General features: G+C 57.5%; 11 protein-coding genes and 1 pseudogene. 5 read left to right on the top strand and 7 right to left on the bottom strand.

Features of this window, described 5'->3' with window-relative positions:
* From ACIOMO_RS23505 to msrA, 5 genes are all read left to right on the top strand, one after another.
* On the top strand, positions 1 to 604 hold a 604-nt coding region (locus tag ACIOMO_RS23505), incomplete at its 5' end, for a transketolase-like TK C-terminal-containing protein (RefSeq protein ID WP_401243863.1).
* An 11-nt stretch (positions 605 to 615) separates the two neighbouring features.
* Positions 616 to 2,574, top strand: coding sequence for a dihydrolipoyllysine-residue acetyltransferase (gene aceF / locus ACIOMO_RS23500; RefSeq protein WP_401243861.1), 1,959 nt, complete (start codon positions 616 to 618; stop codon positions 2,572 to 2,574).
* A 271-nt stretch (positions 2,575 to 2,845) separates the two neighbouring features.
* Entirely contained in the window at positions 2,846 to 4,243 is a 1,398-nt protein-coding gene (locus tag ACIOMO_RS23495) for an alkaline phosphatase D family protein (RefSeq protein WP_401243859.1), read from the top strand.
* Between the two features lie 253 nt (positions 4,244 to 4,496).
* Positions 4,497 to 7,193: a bifunctional diguanylate cyclase/phosphodiesterase gene (locus tag ACIOMO_RS23490; protein ID WP_053116710.1), complete on the top strand. Its 2,697-nt coding sequence runs from the start codon at positions 4,497 to 4,499 to the stop codon at positions 7,191 to 7,193.
* 205 nt (positions 7,194 to 7,398) lie between these two features.
* Positions 7,399 to 8,064 carry a peptide-methionine (S)-S-oxide reductase MsrA gene (gene msrA, locus ACIOMO_RS23485; RefSeq protein ID WP_053116709.1) on the top strand — a complete coding sequence of 222 codons (666 nt, stop codon included), beginning with the start codon at positions 7,399 to 7,401 and terminating at the stop codon, positions 8,062 to 8,064.
* Between the two features lie 129 nt (positions 8,065 to 8,193).
* On the opposite strand, the gene ACIOMO_RS23480 is transcribed toward msrA, so the two are convergent.
* The 7 genes and pseudogenes from ACIOMO_RS23480 to putP all read right to left on the bottom strand — a co-directional run bounded on the left by ACIOMO_RS23480 (position 8,194) and on the right by putP (position 16,540).
* Positions 8,194 to 9,033 carry a 23S rRNA (adenine(2030)-N(6))-methyltransferase RlmJ gene (locus ACIOMO_RS23480; protein WP_053116708.1) on the bottom strand — a complete coding sequence of 280 codons (840 nt, stop codon included), beginning with the start codon at positions 9,031 to 9,033 and terminating at the stop codon, positions 8,194 to 8,196.
* A 376-nt stretch (positions 9,034 to 9,409) separates the two neighbouring features.
* Entirely contained in the window at positions 9,410 to 9,727 is a 318-nt protein-coding gene (locus ACIOMO_RS23475) for a hypothetical protein (RefSeq protein WP_401243856.1), read from the bottom strand.
* Between the two features lie 319 nt (positions 9,728 to 10,046).
* A complete protein-coding gene (locus tag ACIOMO_RS23470; RefSeq protein WP_401243854.1) occupies positions 10,047 to 10,769 on the bottom strand; it encodes a DUF4123 domain-containing protein in 723 nt (240 codons plus the stop codon).
* A gap of 129 nt (positions 10,770 to 10,898) precedes the next feature.
* Positions 10,899 to 11,282, bottom strand: coding sequence for a hypothetical protein (locus tag ACIOMO_RS23465; RefSeq protein WP_401243852.1), 384 nt, complete (start codon positions 11,280 to 11,282; stop codon positions 10,899 to 10,901).
* 9 nt (positions 11,283 to 11,291) lie between these two features.
* On the bottom strand, positions 11,292 to 11,663 hold the full coding sequence (locus ACIOMO_RS23460) for a hypothetical protein (RefSeq protein ID WP_401243850.1): 372 nt from the start codon (positions 11,661 to 11,663) through the stop codon (positions 11,292 to 11,294).
* 1,037 nt (positions 11,664 to 12,700) lie between these two features.
* A pseudogene (locus tag ACIOMO_RS23455) lies at positions 12,701 to 14,707 on the bottom strand (type VI secretion system tip protein VgrG); the annotation flags it as partial.
* 348 nt (positions 14,708 to 15,055) lie between these two features.
* On the bottom strand, positions 15,056 to 16,540 hold the full coding sequence (gene putP, locus ACIOMO_RS23450; protein ID WP_401243848.1) for a sodium/proline symporter PutP: 1,485 nt from the start codon (positions 16,538 to 16,540) through the stop codon (positions 15,056 to 15,058).
* Positions 16,541 to 16,613: the final 73 nt, after the last annotated feature.

The following is a 16,613-nucleotide window of genomic DNA, read 5'->3' as shown; positions in this document are numbered from 1 at the left end:
CACCGTCATGAACGACTCGTACCAGCAGCCAGCCATGCCGCCCGGAGCCGAAGAAGGCATCAAGAAAGGCATGTACCTGCTCGAAGAAGACACCCGCGATGCGGCGCACCACGTACAGCTGATGGGCTCCGGCACCATCCTGCGTGAAGTCCGTGAAGCGGCGAAGATCCTGCGTGAAGAGTTCAACGTTGGCGCTGACGTGTGGAGCGTTACCAGCTTCAACGAACTGCGTCGCGACGGCCTCGCTGTCGAGCGCAGCAACCGTCTGAAGCCGGGCCAGAAGCCTAAGCTGAGCTACGTCGAAGAGTGCCTGAACGGCCGTAAAGGTCCGGTCATCGCCTCTACCGACTACATGAAGCTGTTCGCCGAGCAGATCCGTCAGTGGGTACCGTCGAAGGAATTCAAAGTCCTCGGCACCGACGGTTTCGGCCGCAGCGACAGCCGCAAGAAACTGCGTCATTTCTTCGAAGTTGACCGTCATTTCGTGGTGTTGGCAGCCCTGGAAGCACTGGCTGACCGTGGTGATATCGAACCTAAGGTTGTGGCTGAAGCCATCACCAAGTTCGGCATCGACCCGGAAAAACGCAACCCACTGGACTGCTGAGGAGACATTTTGTGAGCGAACTCATTCGCGTACCTGACATCGGCAGCGGTGAAGGTGAAGTAATTGAACTGTTTGTGAAGGTCGGCGACCGTATCGAAGCCGACCAGAGCATCCTGACCCTGGAATCGGACAAGGCCAGCATGGAAGTGCCGGCCCCGAAAGCCGGCGTCATCAAAAGCCTGAAAGTGAAGCTGGGCGACCGTCTGAAAGAAGGCGACGAACTGCTTGAGCTGGAAGTCGAGGGCGCCGCTGAAGCGGCCCCTGCTCCGGCTGCTGCACCGGCTAAAAAGGCTGAAGAAAAACCGGCCGCCGCTCCTGCTGCTGCCGCGCCAGCCGCTGCCCCTGCTGCCGCTTCGGTTCAGCAAGTGCACGTGCCGGACATCGGTTCTTCGGGCAAGGCACAGATCATCGAGATTCAGGTCAAGGTCGGCGACACCGTCGAAGCTGACCAATCGCTGATCACGCTGGAATCCGACAAGGCGAGCATGGAAATCCCGTCGCCTGCCGCTGGCGTGGTCAAGGCCATCAGCGTCAAGCTCAACGACGAAGTCGGCACTGGCGACCTGATTCTGGATCTGGAAGTGGCGGGTGCTGCGGCCCCTGCTGCGGCCGCTCCGGCTCAGGCTGCTGCTCCGGCCGCTGCCGCAGCGCCTGCTCCGGCAGCCGCGCCAGCAGCTCCGGTTGCTGACAGCGTTCAGGACATCCACGTTCCGGACATCGGCTCGGCTGGCAAAGCCAAGATCATCGAAGTGTTGGTCAAGGCTGGCGACAGCGTTGAAGCCGACCAGTCGCTGATCACCCTGGAATCCGACAAGGCGAGCATGGAAATTCCATCGCCTGCCGCTGGCGTGGTGGAAAGCGTTTCCATCAAGCTGGATGACGAAGTCGGTACCGGCGACCTGATTCTGAAGCTGAAAGTCAAAGGCGCGGCCCCTGCTGCTGCTCCGGCGCCAGCTGCCGCCGCTGCTGCTCCGAGCGCTCCGGCACCTGCTGCTCCGGCTGCCGCTGCACCTGCTGCAGCTCCAGCCGCCGCACCGGCCAAGCCGGGCGCGAAAGTTCACGCCGGCCCAGCCGTGCGTCAACTGGCCCGTGAGTTCGGCGTCGAGCTGAACGCTGTCGGCGCCAGTGGCCCGCACGGTCGTATCTTGAAAGAAGACGTGCAGGTTTACGTCAAAGCGATGATGCAGAAGGCCAAGGAAGCCCCGGCCGCTGCAGCGGGCGCAACCGGTGGCGCGGGCATCCCGCCGATTCCGGTCGTCGACTTCAGCCGTTTCGGCGAAATCGAAGAAGTGCCGATGACTCGCCTGATGCAGATCGGCGCGTCGAGCCTGCACCGCAGCTGGCTGAACATCCCGCACGTGACTCAGTTCGATTCGGCTGATATCACCGAGCTGGAAGCGTTCCGCGTGGCGCAGAAAGCCGTTGCAGAGAAGGCTGGCGTCAAGCTGACCATCCTGCCGCTGCTGCTCAAGTCGTGCGCGCACATGCTCAAGGAGCTGCCGGACTTCAACAGTTCGCTGGCACCAAGCGGCAAAGCGATCATCCGCAAGAAGTACATCAACATCGGCTTCGCCGTCGACACCCCGGATGGCCTGCTGGTACCGGTCATCAAGAACGTCGACCAGAAGAGCCTGCTGCAACTGGCAGCCGAAGCCGCTGCGCTGGCCGCCAAAGCCCGCGACAAGAAGCTCACCGCTGACGACATGCAAGGCGCCTGCTTCACCATTTCCAGCCTCGGCCACATTGGCGGCACCGGCTTCACGCCGATCGTCAACGCGCCGGAAGTGGCGATTCTCGGTGTTTCCAAGGCAACCATTCAGCCAGTCTGGGACGGCAAAGCCTTCCAGCCGAAACTGATGCTGCCGCTGTCGTTGTCCTACGATCACCGTGTGATCAACGGCGCCGCTGCCGCACGCTTCACCCAGCGCCTGGGCAGCCTGCTGGCGGACATCCGCACCATCCTGCTGTAATCCCAAGTGGCCCTCCAGCAATGGAGGGCCGCTTGTGTTTCACGTTTTCGAGCGCCACACGCTCGTACCTCAACCCCGTCAGTTTGACGGGGCTTTTTTTTGCCTGAAATTCGTCTCTTATACTTTTCCCACACATTGCGCTGACATCGGCTACAGCCCGAGTCAGCTTAGTGCCGATCTTTTTATCCAAACGCCAACTAGTCTTGGCACAGCACAGCACAGTCAAAATACCTTTTAGTTTTATCTGACACTCATTCGAATGGATTCGAACATGTTAAAACCGACTATCGGCCCGATTATTGGCCACGTTACAACTAACCAGGCGCGGATATTTATTCGCGGCGAGTTTCAAAAAGATCTTCAGGTGTTCGCCGGCATTCGTTATCGGGCCAGCGACACGCCACAATGGACTAAAGGCATTTTTGCCAAACTCGACGAATCTCGCGACATGTCCAATGTGATCGCACTTCACAACTTACTTGAAAACACCGAGTACGAATATCAAACCGGCTGGTTCAGCCCGATGAGTCCGGTACACACCGTCGACAGTGTCGCCGAACTGCCGCTGCAGTGGCCACGCGAGACTCACCGTTTTCGCACCCGCTCCGGCGAACCATTGCAGCCGCGCGCCTACATCGTTGGTTCGTGCCGTTACCTGCGCATGACGGCAGGGGTTGCGGTATTACCGCAGTTCGGTGACCGGATCTTTGCTTCAATCCGTCAATTGATTGAGGGGATACAACCACCCATCAGTGCAATGTTGATGACCGGCGATCAGATCTATGTCGACGATCTCAACTTGATTGCGCCTGATCACGAATACAAAGATATTCTCGCAAAGTACCGCGCAGCGTTTTCGCAACCCAACATAAAGCGCTTAATGTCGGAAACTTCGACGTATATGATTCTCGATGACCATGAAATCGAGGACAACTGGCCGGCGAATGCCGAAGCAGGTGACGACGCGTTATATAACAACGCCACCAAAGCCTATGAACTGTATCAAGCCAGCCATAGCCCGGTCTGTTCTTCGGCAACTAACGGCCAAGTTGATCATTCATCTATCCAGCATTACTGGTATCAATTCAGCGACGGCGATCTCGAATGGTTTGTCACCGATAGCCGCACCCGACGCAACTTGTCGGCCAATGATCGACGCATCCTCGACGACGAACAGGAGCAAGCGCTGCTGGACTGGCTGATCAACAGCACGGCGCGGGTCAAATTCGTGGTCACCAGCGTGATGTTCTACCCGGACGGCAAAGGCCTTGGCGAAGATGCATGGAAAGCTTTTCCGGAGCAGCGTCTGCGCTTGCTGGAAACCATTCGTACCCGGCGGATCAGCAATGTCATCTTCATTTCCGGCGACGTGCACGGCTCGATGACTGCGCGCCTGACCCACAGTGAAGATCCTGATTTCGAAGTGCACACCGTGGTGTCATCGCCGCTGTGCAACAGCAAACTGCTGCCGTATGCCAAGGCATCCACTTTCATCCTCGATCAGCCGCTGGTGCGCACGGCGGCGGGCGATTATGTGCATGAGTTGACCAGCGAGGTGATCAGTCAGGATAACTTCGCGCACATGGTGGTCGAGGCTGAGCGGATTGTGGTGAATTACCATGATCGCGATGGGAAGCCGTTGCAGTCGATTGCGATTGATCTGCGCTAAACCTTAAAAGATCGCAGCCTTCGGCAGCTCCTACAGGGATCGTATTTCCCTGCAAATGCGTACGCTGGCTGCGATCTTTTGCTGTTTTCAAATAGACGCTGGAGAAATGTTCACTCCAGCCGACATATTCTTATAGCACTTGGCCTTCATCACTCTTGTCAGTCAGTGCTGCAATGATGCAACCTTGCCGCAGGCAACGTTTAAGAGGGCGAGAGCCCGGCGCGTTCAGCATATTTCCAAGCGAGTTCCTTTCATGAAGAGCCAACCCGATGCCGCCAGCCGTATGGTGGCCGAGGTAGTGACGCAGTTGCCTGTGCCCTCGCGGCTCGGCATGCTGCGTTTCGAGCGCTTGAATGAAGCCAGTTGGGCGATGCTCTTTCTCGATCCGAATTGCGAACGCCAGTTCGGCCAGCCTGCTGTCGAGCTGTGCGCTCTGGTCGGCTCGCCTTACGCCAGCCTGATGGAGCCGGAAGCGCGCTATCAACTGCACGACGCGATCCAGCAACAACTCGGCGCCAGCCCGCATTATCTGGTGCGTTACACCCTTCACACCCCGGCCGGCGCGCTGAATATTCTTGAACTGGGCGAAGCCTACAAACAACACAATCGTCACCTGCTGCGCGGCTATCTGCTGGCGGTCGATGACGTCTTCGACGATGCGCCGCTGCAACCCTCGGTCGATCTCGAAACCCAGAACTCGCGCCTGCAAATCGCCCTCGAACTGAACCAGCGCGCGCAGCAGGAACAACTGCTGCATCTGGAGCGTGTCCGCGCCCAGCAGGATTTGATTTTGCTGCTCGCCCGTCAGCGCTACAGCACGCACAATTCCTTGCAGGAAGCCGCCGAACTGATCACCCGCTGCGCCTGCGATATCTATGAAATCGACTGCGCCAGCCTGTGGAACCTCGAAGGCCAGCAACTGGTGCCGATCTCGGCGTACCACCGTACGACGCAGGAATACATCCTGCCGGACGTGATCGACGTCAGCACCTTCCCCGATTACATGGAAGCGTTGCAGAGCAGCCGCGCCATCGATGCGCACAACGCGATGCGTGACCCGCGTACCCGCGAAATGGCCGAAGCCCTGCGCCCGCGCGACGTCAACGCGATGCTCGACGCCAGCATTCGTGTCGATGGCCAGGTCGTCGGCGTGTTATGCCTGGAGCAGACCGGCGTCACTCGCGCCTGGCAGTCCGATGAAATCGCTTTCGCCGGCGAGTTGGCCGACCAGTTCGCGCAAGTCATCAACAACCACAACCGCCGCACCGCCACCAGCGCCCTGCACCTGTTCCAGCGTGCGGTCGAGCAAAGCGCCAACGCGTTTTTGCTGGTCAATTGCGACGGCGTGGTCGAGTACGTCAACCCGAGCTTCACCGCGATCACCCAGTACACCACCGAGGAAGTCCACGGCCAGCGACTGTCCGAGCTGCCAGCCTTGGAAAACCTTAGCGAGCTGCTGTTCGATGCCCCTTCCGCACTGGCCAAGAGCAACAGTTGGCAGGGCGAATTCAAGAGCCGCCGGAAAAACCTCGAACCGTACTGGGGCCAGTTGTCGATCTCCAAGGTCTACGGCGACAACCGTGAGCTGACCCACTACATCGGCATTTACGAAGACATCACCCAGACCAAGCTCGCGCAACAGCGCATCGAGCGCCTGGCCTACACCGACAACCTGACCAACCTCGGTAACCGCCCGGCGTTTATCCGCAATCTGGACGAACGCTTCGCCCGGGATAGCGATACCCCGATCAGCCTGTTGCTGGTCGACATCGACAACTTCAAGCGCATCAACGACAGCCTCGGCCACCAGACCGGCGACAAACTGCTGATCAGTCTGGCCCGGCGTCTGCGCAACAGCTTGAGCCCGAGTGGCAGCCTCGCGCGATTCGCCAGTAACGAATTTGCCGTACTGCTCGACGACACCGATCTGGCGACCGGTCAGCAGATCGCCAACCAATTGTTGGCGACGCTGGATAAACCGATGTTCGTCGACAACCAGTTGATCAGCGTCACCGGCTCGGTCGGTCTGGCTTGCGCGCCGTTGCACGGCCGCGACCCGCAAACCCTGATGCGTAACGCCGGTCTTGCTCTGCATAAGGCCAAGGCCAACGGCAAACACCAGGTGCAAGTCTTCACCGAAGCGCTGAATGCCGAGGCCAGCTACAAACTGTTCGTCGAGAACAACCTGCGCCGCGCCCTCACCCAGAACGAGCTGGACGTGTTCTACCAGCCCAAGTTGTGCCTGCGCAGCGGTCGCTTGCTGGGCATGGAAGCGCTTCTGCGCTGGAATCACCCGGAACGCGGGATGATCCGCCCGGATCAGTTCATCAGCGTTGCCGAAGAGACCGGCCTGATCATTCCGATCGGCAAGTGGATCGCGCGTCAGGCTTGCCGCATGAGCAAAGCGCTGACCGCTGCCGGCATGGGCAATCTGCAAGTGGCGATCAACCTCTCGCCGAAACAGTTTTCTGACCCGGATCTGGTCGCCTCCATCGCCAACATCCTCAAGGAAGAAGCGCTGCCGGCCCATCTGCTCGAACTGGAACTGACCGAAGGTTTGCTGCTGGAAGCCACTGAAGACACACACTTGCAGCTCGATCAGCTCAAGCGTCTGGGCCTGACCTTGGCCATGGATGACTTCGGTACTGGTTATTCGTCGCTGAGCTATTTGAAGAAATTCCCGATCGACATCATCAAGATCGATCGCAGCTTTATCCACGAAATCCCCGACAACCAGGACGACATGGAAATCACCTCAGCGGTGATCGCCATGGCGCACAACCTGAAACTCAAGGTTGTGGCGGAAGGCATCGAGACCGCCGAGCAACTGGCGTTTCTCCGTCGCCATCGCTGCGACGTTGGTCAGGGTTACCTGTTCGACCGCCCGATCCCCGGCGGCGAACTGATCCAGGCGCTCAAGCGCTACCCGCGCGGCCCGCTCGCCCTCTAACCCCCGCCACCCTCTCTATGGATGAATTCCTCCTGTGGGAGCGGGCTTGCTCGCGAATGCGTTGCATCAGTCAATATTTCTCTAACCTGACACACCGCCTTCGCGAGCAAGCCCGCTCCCACAGTTTTGATAGTGCGAAGTCGGGCATCATTGGGCACACTGGCGGTCTGACTTTTTACATCCAACCTGACTGAGAGGACTGATCATGGTTCTGCGCTCGGAAATTCTGGTGAACAAAAACGTGCTTCCAACCAAAGAACAAGCTCTGCCCGGCCGCGAAACCGCGATGACCCTGCCTGAAAAACACTTCGTGTTTGAAGACACCCCGCTGCTCGGCCCGTTTTTCCAGGACGTCGATTTTGCGATCTTCGGTCTCGGTTGCTTCTGGGGTGCAGAACGCCGTTTCTGGCAGCGCGAAGGCGTGGTTAGCACGGTCGTCGGTTACGCTGGCGGCTTCACCCCGAACCCGACTTACGAAGAAGTCTGCTCGGGCCTGACCGGCCACTCCGAAGTGGTGCTGGTGGTGTTCGACAAGGATAAAGTCAGCTACGAAGAGCTGCTGGCGATGTTTTGGGAACTGCACAACCCGACGCAAGGCATGCGTCAGGGCAACGACATCGGCACACAGTACCGCTCGGTGATCTACGCGACTTCGCCAGAGCATCTGGACGCGGCGCTGAAGAGCAAAGCGGTCTATCAGGCTGAATTGTCGAAGGCTGGCCTGGGTGAAATCAGCACCGAGATCGAACAGGCGCCGACCGTGTACTTCGCCGAGACGTATCACCAGCAGTATCTGGCGAAGAATCCTGAGGGTTACTGCGGGATTGGCGGCACCGGCGTGTGCATGCCACCAAGTTTGGCGGGTAATTAAAGCCTGAAAGCAAAAGATCGCAGCCTTCGGCAGCTCCTACAGGAGATCAGTGATCGTCCGCACATTTGTGGACGACCCCACCCCCTGTAGGAGCTGCCGCAGGCTGCGATCTTTTGATCTTGCCGTTGATCAGCTCTCGGCAATCAACCAATCCATCTGCCAGCCACCCTGAGTCTGCCCCAGTTTCTTCGACAACCACGGCAGCAACTCACGCAATTCTTCCTCCAGCCCCCACGGCGGATTGGCAATCGCCATTCCGGAGCCGTTCAGACTGTTCGGCGTATCCAGCGGATGCACCAGCAACTCCACACGCAACAGCTTCGGCGCGCCGCTCCCGGCCAGATCCTGATAGAAACGACGCAGCGCACGCTGGTCTTTCACCGGATACCAGATAGCCGCCACCGTTTGGCGCATGCGGCCAATGGCCTCTTTCAACGACGCCGCGCAACGCTGCATCTCATCAAGCTGTTCGAACGGCGGATCAATCAGCATCACCGCGCGCTTCTCCTGCACCGGCAACATCGCCCGCGCCACATGCCAACCCTCGCCGAGGTGTACTTTCACCCGACGATCACCGGCCATGTTGTCCTTGAGCAGCACGCCGTCTTCCGGGTGCTTCTCGTTGAGCATCACCCGATCCTGCGGCCGCGTCAGACGCCGCGCCAGCTCCGGCGAACCCGGGTAGTAGCGCAACTGGCCATCCGGATTCATCTCGTGCAGCACTTTCATGTAGTCGGCGGTCAGCGCCGGCAGATCCGGCTGATCCCACAAGCGCGCGATGCCTTCCAGGTACTCGCCGGTGCGATTCGCCTGATCGCCCTGCAAGTCATACAGACCAATGCCGGCGTGGCTGTCGAGATAGGCAAACGGCTGCTCCTTGCGCGACATCAGGGCGATGAGGCGGGTCAAAGTCAGGTGTTTGAACACATCGGCGTGATTGCCGGCATGGAAGGCGTGACGATAATTCATGGCTGCTCCTGCGAAGGGCGCAAAGTTTACCTTTTACCGCGCGGCAAGTCAGGGGTTGGCGGCTGAGCGGACAAATGCGCGCCCTCACCCTAGCCCTCTCCCAGAGGTAGAGGGGACTGATTAAGGTGATCTTGCGGCTTATGTCGACCTGAAAGATCAGCGCGAACTCAGGCTTGGCCAAGCCAGGTTCATCACTGAAGTCGCAAATCGGCGTACCTCACCCGGCCGACTCGGTCAGTCCCCTGTAAGAACAACTCGTATCCAGGCTTGGCCAAGCCAAATTCGCCGCTGAAGGCGCAAGTCGGCGTAGATCACCCAGCCGACTCGGTCAGTCCCCTCTCCCTTTGGGAGAGGGCTAGGGTGAGGGGCTTTGATTTTAAGACCCCGCACTCAACCGCTTACCGATGACATCCAGCACATCACAGCCATCACGTAGCGGAATCACACACAGCATGGCGAAATCGCTGAGGATGACGGAGTCGCACTCGATCGAGCCGCGCATGCACATGTTTTCCAGCACTTGGGCGACGGCGCGGAGGCGGTAGTTGGCGGCGTCCATGAGGATGTCGAGCGGCGCATGAGTGTCGACGAACAGCGTGGGCATGTCGCTGCAGTTGCTGGTCAGGGCCATGAAGCGGTTGTCGGGATGGGGAGTGATTTTTTTGTAGGGTGGATCGGGTTTTAAATTTTTCAATGGACTGACTCCTAACGTATGAACTGGAGCCGCCACTTTTACTTCCACGCAATAGGTGGCGGCTGTACGCAGGTGTGGAAGACCGGGACGTTAGGCACCCGGCGCACTCGAAAGCGCCCCGCGCACAGCCACCATAAAAACAGAGAGCAAAGAATGCCTGCCTGGTGGTGCTTCATGCGCCTAACGATAAAAAGGCTTCCACGCCCTGCCACCGAATTTGCGGTGACAGCCAAAAGACTATCCCTGCAACCCACCGCCCACCAGTTCATGGAAACCGCCGCAACTCGAAGGAAACGTCCGACGCCTTCGCCCGGAAATTTTACTTATCTTCGTCCCGCAAATAGGCCAACAATGCTAATTGCGACGAATCTTCCGACACCGAAACCTGAAAAAACTGCCTGACCTTGCAACGCAAAACCGGCTCGGGAAACGCTTCGAAAATTGGCGGATGCTCCTCGCTCAGCCACTGCAGAGTATTGCTGACCCTGACTTCGTCACCCGTCGAAACCAACACCGAATCCGGCACCTTCCACCAAGGAAAAACCCGTCCAGAAAACTGCGCCACGCCACCGATATCAAAGGCCTGACCATTGATCAAACCGCGTGAGATTACGGGCAACAGTTGTGCCGAATCCACTGCCTCAGACTGCAGAATCGGCAACAGAAAACGTCCATCCCAGAATCGAAAAAACACCGTTTTCCCGTTCGGCATCAGTACCTGAGTCAAGCTGCGAAAATGCTCAACCACCACTTCAAGGCTCGCCGAAGAAACCGCCAGCCAGCCCCAATCAAGAGACTCAGTAGTCGCCACCCAATCCAGAAACTCACTGTCCGCAGCGACAATTCCCACATAAGGCATCACCACGTCCCACTCGGCGTAAATAGTGTCCGCCCAGATCGGGTTCGGTGCTTGAGCTTTCGCTGATACCTGCCAAGCCTTGAGCGGCTCGGAATCGCTCGCGTTGCTGAAAATGGCAAAGAGTTTCTCGGTGCTGTTAAGAGGGTGGATTTGTAGCCATTCTTTGCTGCTATTGCCCTGCATAAAGTCGCCTCTAGCCCCAGTTCACCAATACATCACATCCAATAGAGTTCGATCCCAAACAAATATCTATGCACTTAATCAATCAAATTCAAAACAGAGGAACCCGTCTCTTTCTTCAGTTTTACAAAATCATTCAATCCAACCCATATACTTACAACCAGCCAAAAGCACAATCATTGCTCCACCTCCCCCGAGCGCAGAAAGATAACAAATACGAACAGCCATCATTAATTCACGGGGAAAATTCAGATAGTCGTCCTTATCCAAAGCGCCACCCCTAATGGCCAAAGATGGAAAGAGCATGAAAGAACCTATACAAATCAAGACAAAATAAGCACCGAAAAATGAAAAAGACTTAGTGACCCAAACTCCACTGGATCTACCAAGAAGATCCAGAATTCTCTGCATCTTAAAAAAATACAAACAAACGTGACCAAAAAAAGATACAAGCCCCAGTCCTAAAAATAAAGCACCAAACGTCAAGACAAACCAAATTTCGTCATCATCAGTCATGTGTAAAAGTCAGCGATACAAAACATACATAACCACCATAAGCGCAGCCAGCAACCACATAGAATAGTTACAAAATCTGATTAATGCCTTCAAACCGCGTGGAAACCGTTCGTAATCTCGAGCGTTCAGGATCTGCTTTCTTATTGAGCGACGAGGAATGATTAGCATCATGCTGATATGCCCGAGGAGTGCCAATCGCGAGAGTGGATCAAGACTCAAACGCATTGATCTACCGATTACAGCAGGAGAATTATTTAAATAGCCCAATATCTCTTTAATTCGACAATATGCAAGATAGAACATCAGAGCCAAGCATAAGACAAACAATGCAGCCAATGCCAAAACCACACATACATAAACTTCATTCAGTGCTATTTTCATTGCGCAGTCTCATATAACAATTCACCCACCCACTCACCGAATAGAGCACCACCCTCGCCCCCGGCCAATGCACCCACGCCTGTCAAAGCGAGACCACAAGCAACTCCACCGACCCCGACAGTACCTATACCGATGACTGCGCAAGCGGAGCCACCTATCATTGCGCCGCCCCATCCACCGGCAACATTACCGCCCAATTTCCCGGCCTCAGTGAACTTGGCCCTCCTGCATGCCTCCTCCGTTCCTGCGCGACAAGTATCTTTAATCTTGAACCCGGCAGCACCCGCACCTAAACCAATTCCAATCCAGCCACCCAGTTTCATAACCTTGCTAGCCTTGCTGACGCCATCAATATGCGTCGCATATCCAGGAATCCCGGCTGAAGTACCAGCCTTGCTCCAGTGATGGACGAGGCTGCGACTAGAAATACCTAGCGCACTCCTCAGACTCGGATGATTGGGCAAACCGACTGTTTTACGCACCAAGGGACTTAAACTGTTATCAAGTTGCGTCATCAACTGTTTGCGCGTGGCAAAGAAATCCGCCCCCTGCAGCTTGCCATGCTTGTCGAACGTCTGTTTATGCAAAACCTCCAACTCACCCAAAGTCTCGGCGAGTTTCTTAAGATGACTACCAAACATCGCCGAACCGATCCCCACCCCAGTCGAACCCTGCGATAAAAACGACTCAATCTCCCCATGATGCCGAGCCATAAACTCGGCCTCCGAGTCACTCATTGGCGCCAACGCTGCATCAACTTTCTGCGCCGCCTCCATCAATAACGCCTCTTCCCGAGTGCATTGCGTATTACGCGGATCGCTCAGAACGATCAGTTGCCCAGGTTTGGCGTATTGGCTGAGCTGCGGATTCAGACTGCGGAATTTCTCCAGCACGGCCGGATCCGGCTGCGGGAACAGTGTCGATTCCAGTGCAGACCGAGACATTCCCTGTTCAACAATATGAAAGCCCGGCTCAACGCTGGAAGGCGCCGGCCGGGCTGAGGACTTTGGGGATTGGGTCAACCCACTTGGTGTCGGGCAGATGCCATCCTTGCACCGCTCACACTCTTCGCAGAATGGCGCATCACCTTTCAGGCTCATGATTTGCGCCGCCGTGAGCATCGCCGCCGACGCTGCGGCCAGTTTCTCCGGCAGTCCCGGCACGACCGGTGCTGCACTCATCGCCGCCATCGGCGCGCCACCCACGACAATCGGCACGCTGCTGAAAATCCCGCCGGGGCCGATGTTGATCCACTGCCCGCCCGCCTGAATCGTTGCACTCGCGCCGCCATCAATGACCACTTGCTGGCCAGCGCTGATGTGGATTAGCGCACTGGCGTTAAGCGCCTGACTGCTCACGCGAACATGCTGATCACCGATCACGGTCAGGTGATCATCCTGCTTCACCTCGATCTGGCGCTGTCCGTGGGTGATGCGCTGCTCATCGGCTTTCAACTCATGGCGAGCAAGGCCGGTGACGACGATGCTGCGCTGGTTATCCACTTGCACTTGTTGATCGTGCAGCACGTGCTGCGTCCAATTGCGCTGGGCGCGCAGGTAGATTTCCTCGGCGCCTTTGCGATCCTCGATGCGCAGCTCGTTGTAGCCGCCACCACCGGGACTGCTCTGGCTGCGGAAGATGCTGCGGGTTTTGTCGGCGGGCAGATCCAGCGGTACTGGCGTCGCAGCATTTGGCAGGCAACCCATAACCAACGGTTTGTCTGCATCGGCGTCGATGAAACCGACCAACACCTCCATGCCGACTCGCGGAATCAGCACGCTGCCATAACCGTCGTGGGCCCAGCCGCTGGCGACACGCAGCCAGCAACTGGAATGCTCGTTCAACTCACCATCACGATCCCAGGCCAGTTGCACCTTGACCCGACCGTACTCGTCGCAATGGATTTCCATGTCTTTCGGGCCGGTGACGACGGCCGGTTGATAACCGGGCATGCGCGGTTTTTCCGGGCCCAGCGCCGGACGAAAGAACACGTCCCACGGCGTGGCGAGAAAGGTATTACGGTAACCCTGGAAACCTTCCCCATCGCTGGTCGCCGTTTCTTCCAGCACTTGCGGCTGTCGGCCATGGTGCTCGACGGCAGTCAGCAACCACAGGTCATTCCAGTCTTGGCGCGGATGGTCGGCCAGTTGCAGGAAATGTCCGCACACCAAGGAGGATTCGTCGCTAAGGCCCTCAGCCTGACGGTAGTCGGCGACATGCCGTTCAAGTGCGCGCTGGGCGAGGTGTTTGCCGGTTTCACGATCTTTGAATTGGCCGGGAAAGTGATAATCCTCCAACACCGGGCGCTGCTCACTGTCGATACGACTTTCCAGTTGCAGACGCGGTTTTACGAAGTTGTAGTCGCGCCGGGTGACCACGCTGGTACGGGTTTCCACGCGAACGTTGAAACGCTTGATCGCCGGCGCCGCACCGAGCATGCCGCTGCCGGGCAGATACAAGGTCGGCTCGGCGAGCTTGGGGAAAACGGTCTGGTCGTCACCGAACACCAACAAGTGCCCTTCGAGGCTGTGCTGAAAGTGATAATGGATGCCGACTTCCGCACACAGACGCTGGATGAACGCCAGATCACTCTCACCGTACTGCACGCAATACTCACGCACCGGGTAATCGCTGCCGAGGCGAAATTCGAAGGCATCGCGCAGGATCGAGTGATCCTTGAGGATTTGCTCAACGATTTGCGGAACGCTGAGATGCTGAAAAATACGCTGATTGATCCGGTGCCCGAGGTACGTCAGACGCGGGACCAGGCTGAGGTGATAGCGCGTCAGACGTTTCTCGGAATCGCCCTGCCCGACCTGATAAATCTGACCGTGAACGCCGGAACCGTCAGCGTCAAAGCTCAGAAACGCCTGACAGTGCAGCAGGCTTTCGAGATCCAGATCGGGTCGTTCACTGACCAGTTCCAGCTCAAAACGAAAGGGTTGGCTGATGGCTTCCTTGCCCGTGAACTCAAGGACTTTGAGGTCAATTTGGGCGCCTTCGAGGGTCAACGTGAAACGCGGTTGATTGGCAGGCGCGAACATCCGATGTGTCTCTGCAGAGTGAGGGCGGGCGATTCTGCATGAGGGGCAAGGGGTGTTGAGTGGGGGACGGAAAAATCAGATTTGCCCTACTTCTGTTGTCGAAAAACCCACAGAAAATTGGCGCAAACGACTACAGACAAATCCCTCAACCCCACAGCAGATCCCTGTAGGAGTGAGCCTGCTCGCGATGGCGTTGTGTCATATGACATCAATGTTGAATGTCAGACCGCTATCGCGAGCAGGCTCACTCCTACAGGGACTGCGGTGAATGAGGAATCACAGGCACAAAAAAACGGCCCGTCTCCTGTAGGAAACGGGCCGTTTTCAGGTGAGCCGTAGCTCAGCGCATTACTTGTTCAGATTGAAATCTTTTTCCGCTGCTTCGAAGCGCTCAACCATGCCGCGAGTCGGTTCGCCCGCTTTGCTGACAAAGTAGATGGCCAGGCTGGCGAAGATGAAACCCGGGATGATTTCGTACAGACCCAGCAGTTCGAAATGCTTCCAGACCACCACGGTGACGGCCCCAACCACGATGCCGGCCAGTGCACCGTTGCGGGTCATGTCTTTCCAGATCACCGAGATCAGCACAACCGGACCGAACGCAGCACCGAAACCGGCCCAAGCGTAGGACACCAGGCCCAGTACGCGGTTTTCCGGGTTGGCCGCCAGTGCGATGGCGATCAACGCAACCAGCAGCACCATGGCGCGACCGACCCAGACCAGCTCCAGTTGCGAGGCCGATTTACGCAGGAAGGTTTTGTAGAAGTCTTCGGTCAGGGCGCTCGAGCACACCAGCAACTGGCAGCTCAGGGTGCTCATCACCGCAGCCAGAATGGCCGACAGCAGTACACCGGCAATCCACGGATTGAAGAGGATTTTCGCCAGCTCGATGAACACACGCTCGTGGTTCTCGGTGACAGGGCCGGCCAGTTCCGGGTGCGCCGAGAAGTACGCGATACCGAAGAAGCCGACGGCCACGGTGCCGCCCAGGCACAGGATCATCCAGGTCATGGAAATGCGACGCGCCTTGGCGATCGATTTCACCGAATCCGCCGCCATGAAACGCGCGAGGATGTGCGGCTGGCCGAAGTAGCCCAGACCCCAGCCCATCAGCGAGATGATGCCGATGAAAGTGGTGCCTTTGAGCATGTCGAAGTTGCTTGGATCTTGCGCTTCGATGGCCAGGAACGTGGTGTCGACGCCGCCGGTGGCCAGCAGCACGATGATCGGCGTGAGGATCAGCGCGAAAATCATCAGGGTCGCTTGAACGGTGTCAGTCCAGCTTACCGCGAGGAAACCACCGATAAAGGTGTAGGCAATCGTCGCCGCAGCACCGGCCCACAGCGCCGTCTCGTAGGACATGCCGAAGGTGCTTTCGAACAGACGGGCGCCGGCAACGATGCCGGAAGCGCAATAGATGGTGAAGAACACCAGAATCACGATCGCCGAGATAATCCGCAGCAGGCCGCTTTTGTCTTCGAAACGGCTGGCGAAGTAGTCTGGCAGGGTCAGGGCGTCGCCGTTGTGCTCGGTCTGCACACGCAGACGGCCGGCAACGAACAGCCAGTTCAGGTAAGCACCGACGATCAGGCCGATGGCGATCCAGCTTTCGGACAAACCGGACATGTAGATGGCGCCTGGCAGGCCCATCAACAACCAGCCACTCATGTCGGACGCACCGGCGGATAGCGCGGTGACGACGCTGCCCAGGCTGCGGCCGCCCAGAATATAGTCAGAAAGGTTGTTGGTGGAGCGATAGGCCATCAAGCCGATCAGCACCATTGCTGCGATGTAGATCACGAACGTGATCAAGGTTGGATTGCTAACGCTCATTAAGTTACGCCCTGGCTTTGTTTTTATGTAGCGGCGGTGATGAACCGCGCGCAAACGACGACGTTTGGCAGAC

Source organism: Pseudomonas sp. NPDC087804, assembly GCF_044742965.1.
GTDB lineage: Bacteria > Pseudomonadota > Gammaproteobacteria > Pseudomonadales > Pseudomonadaceae > Aquipseudomonas > Aquipseudomonas rustica.
This window is presented reverse-complemented; position numbering and strand designations above follow the sequence as displayed.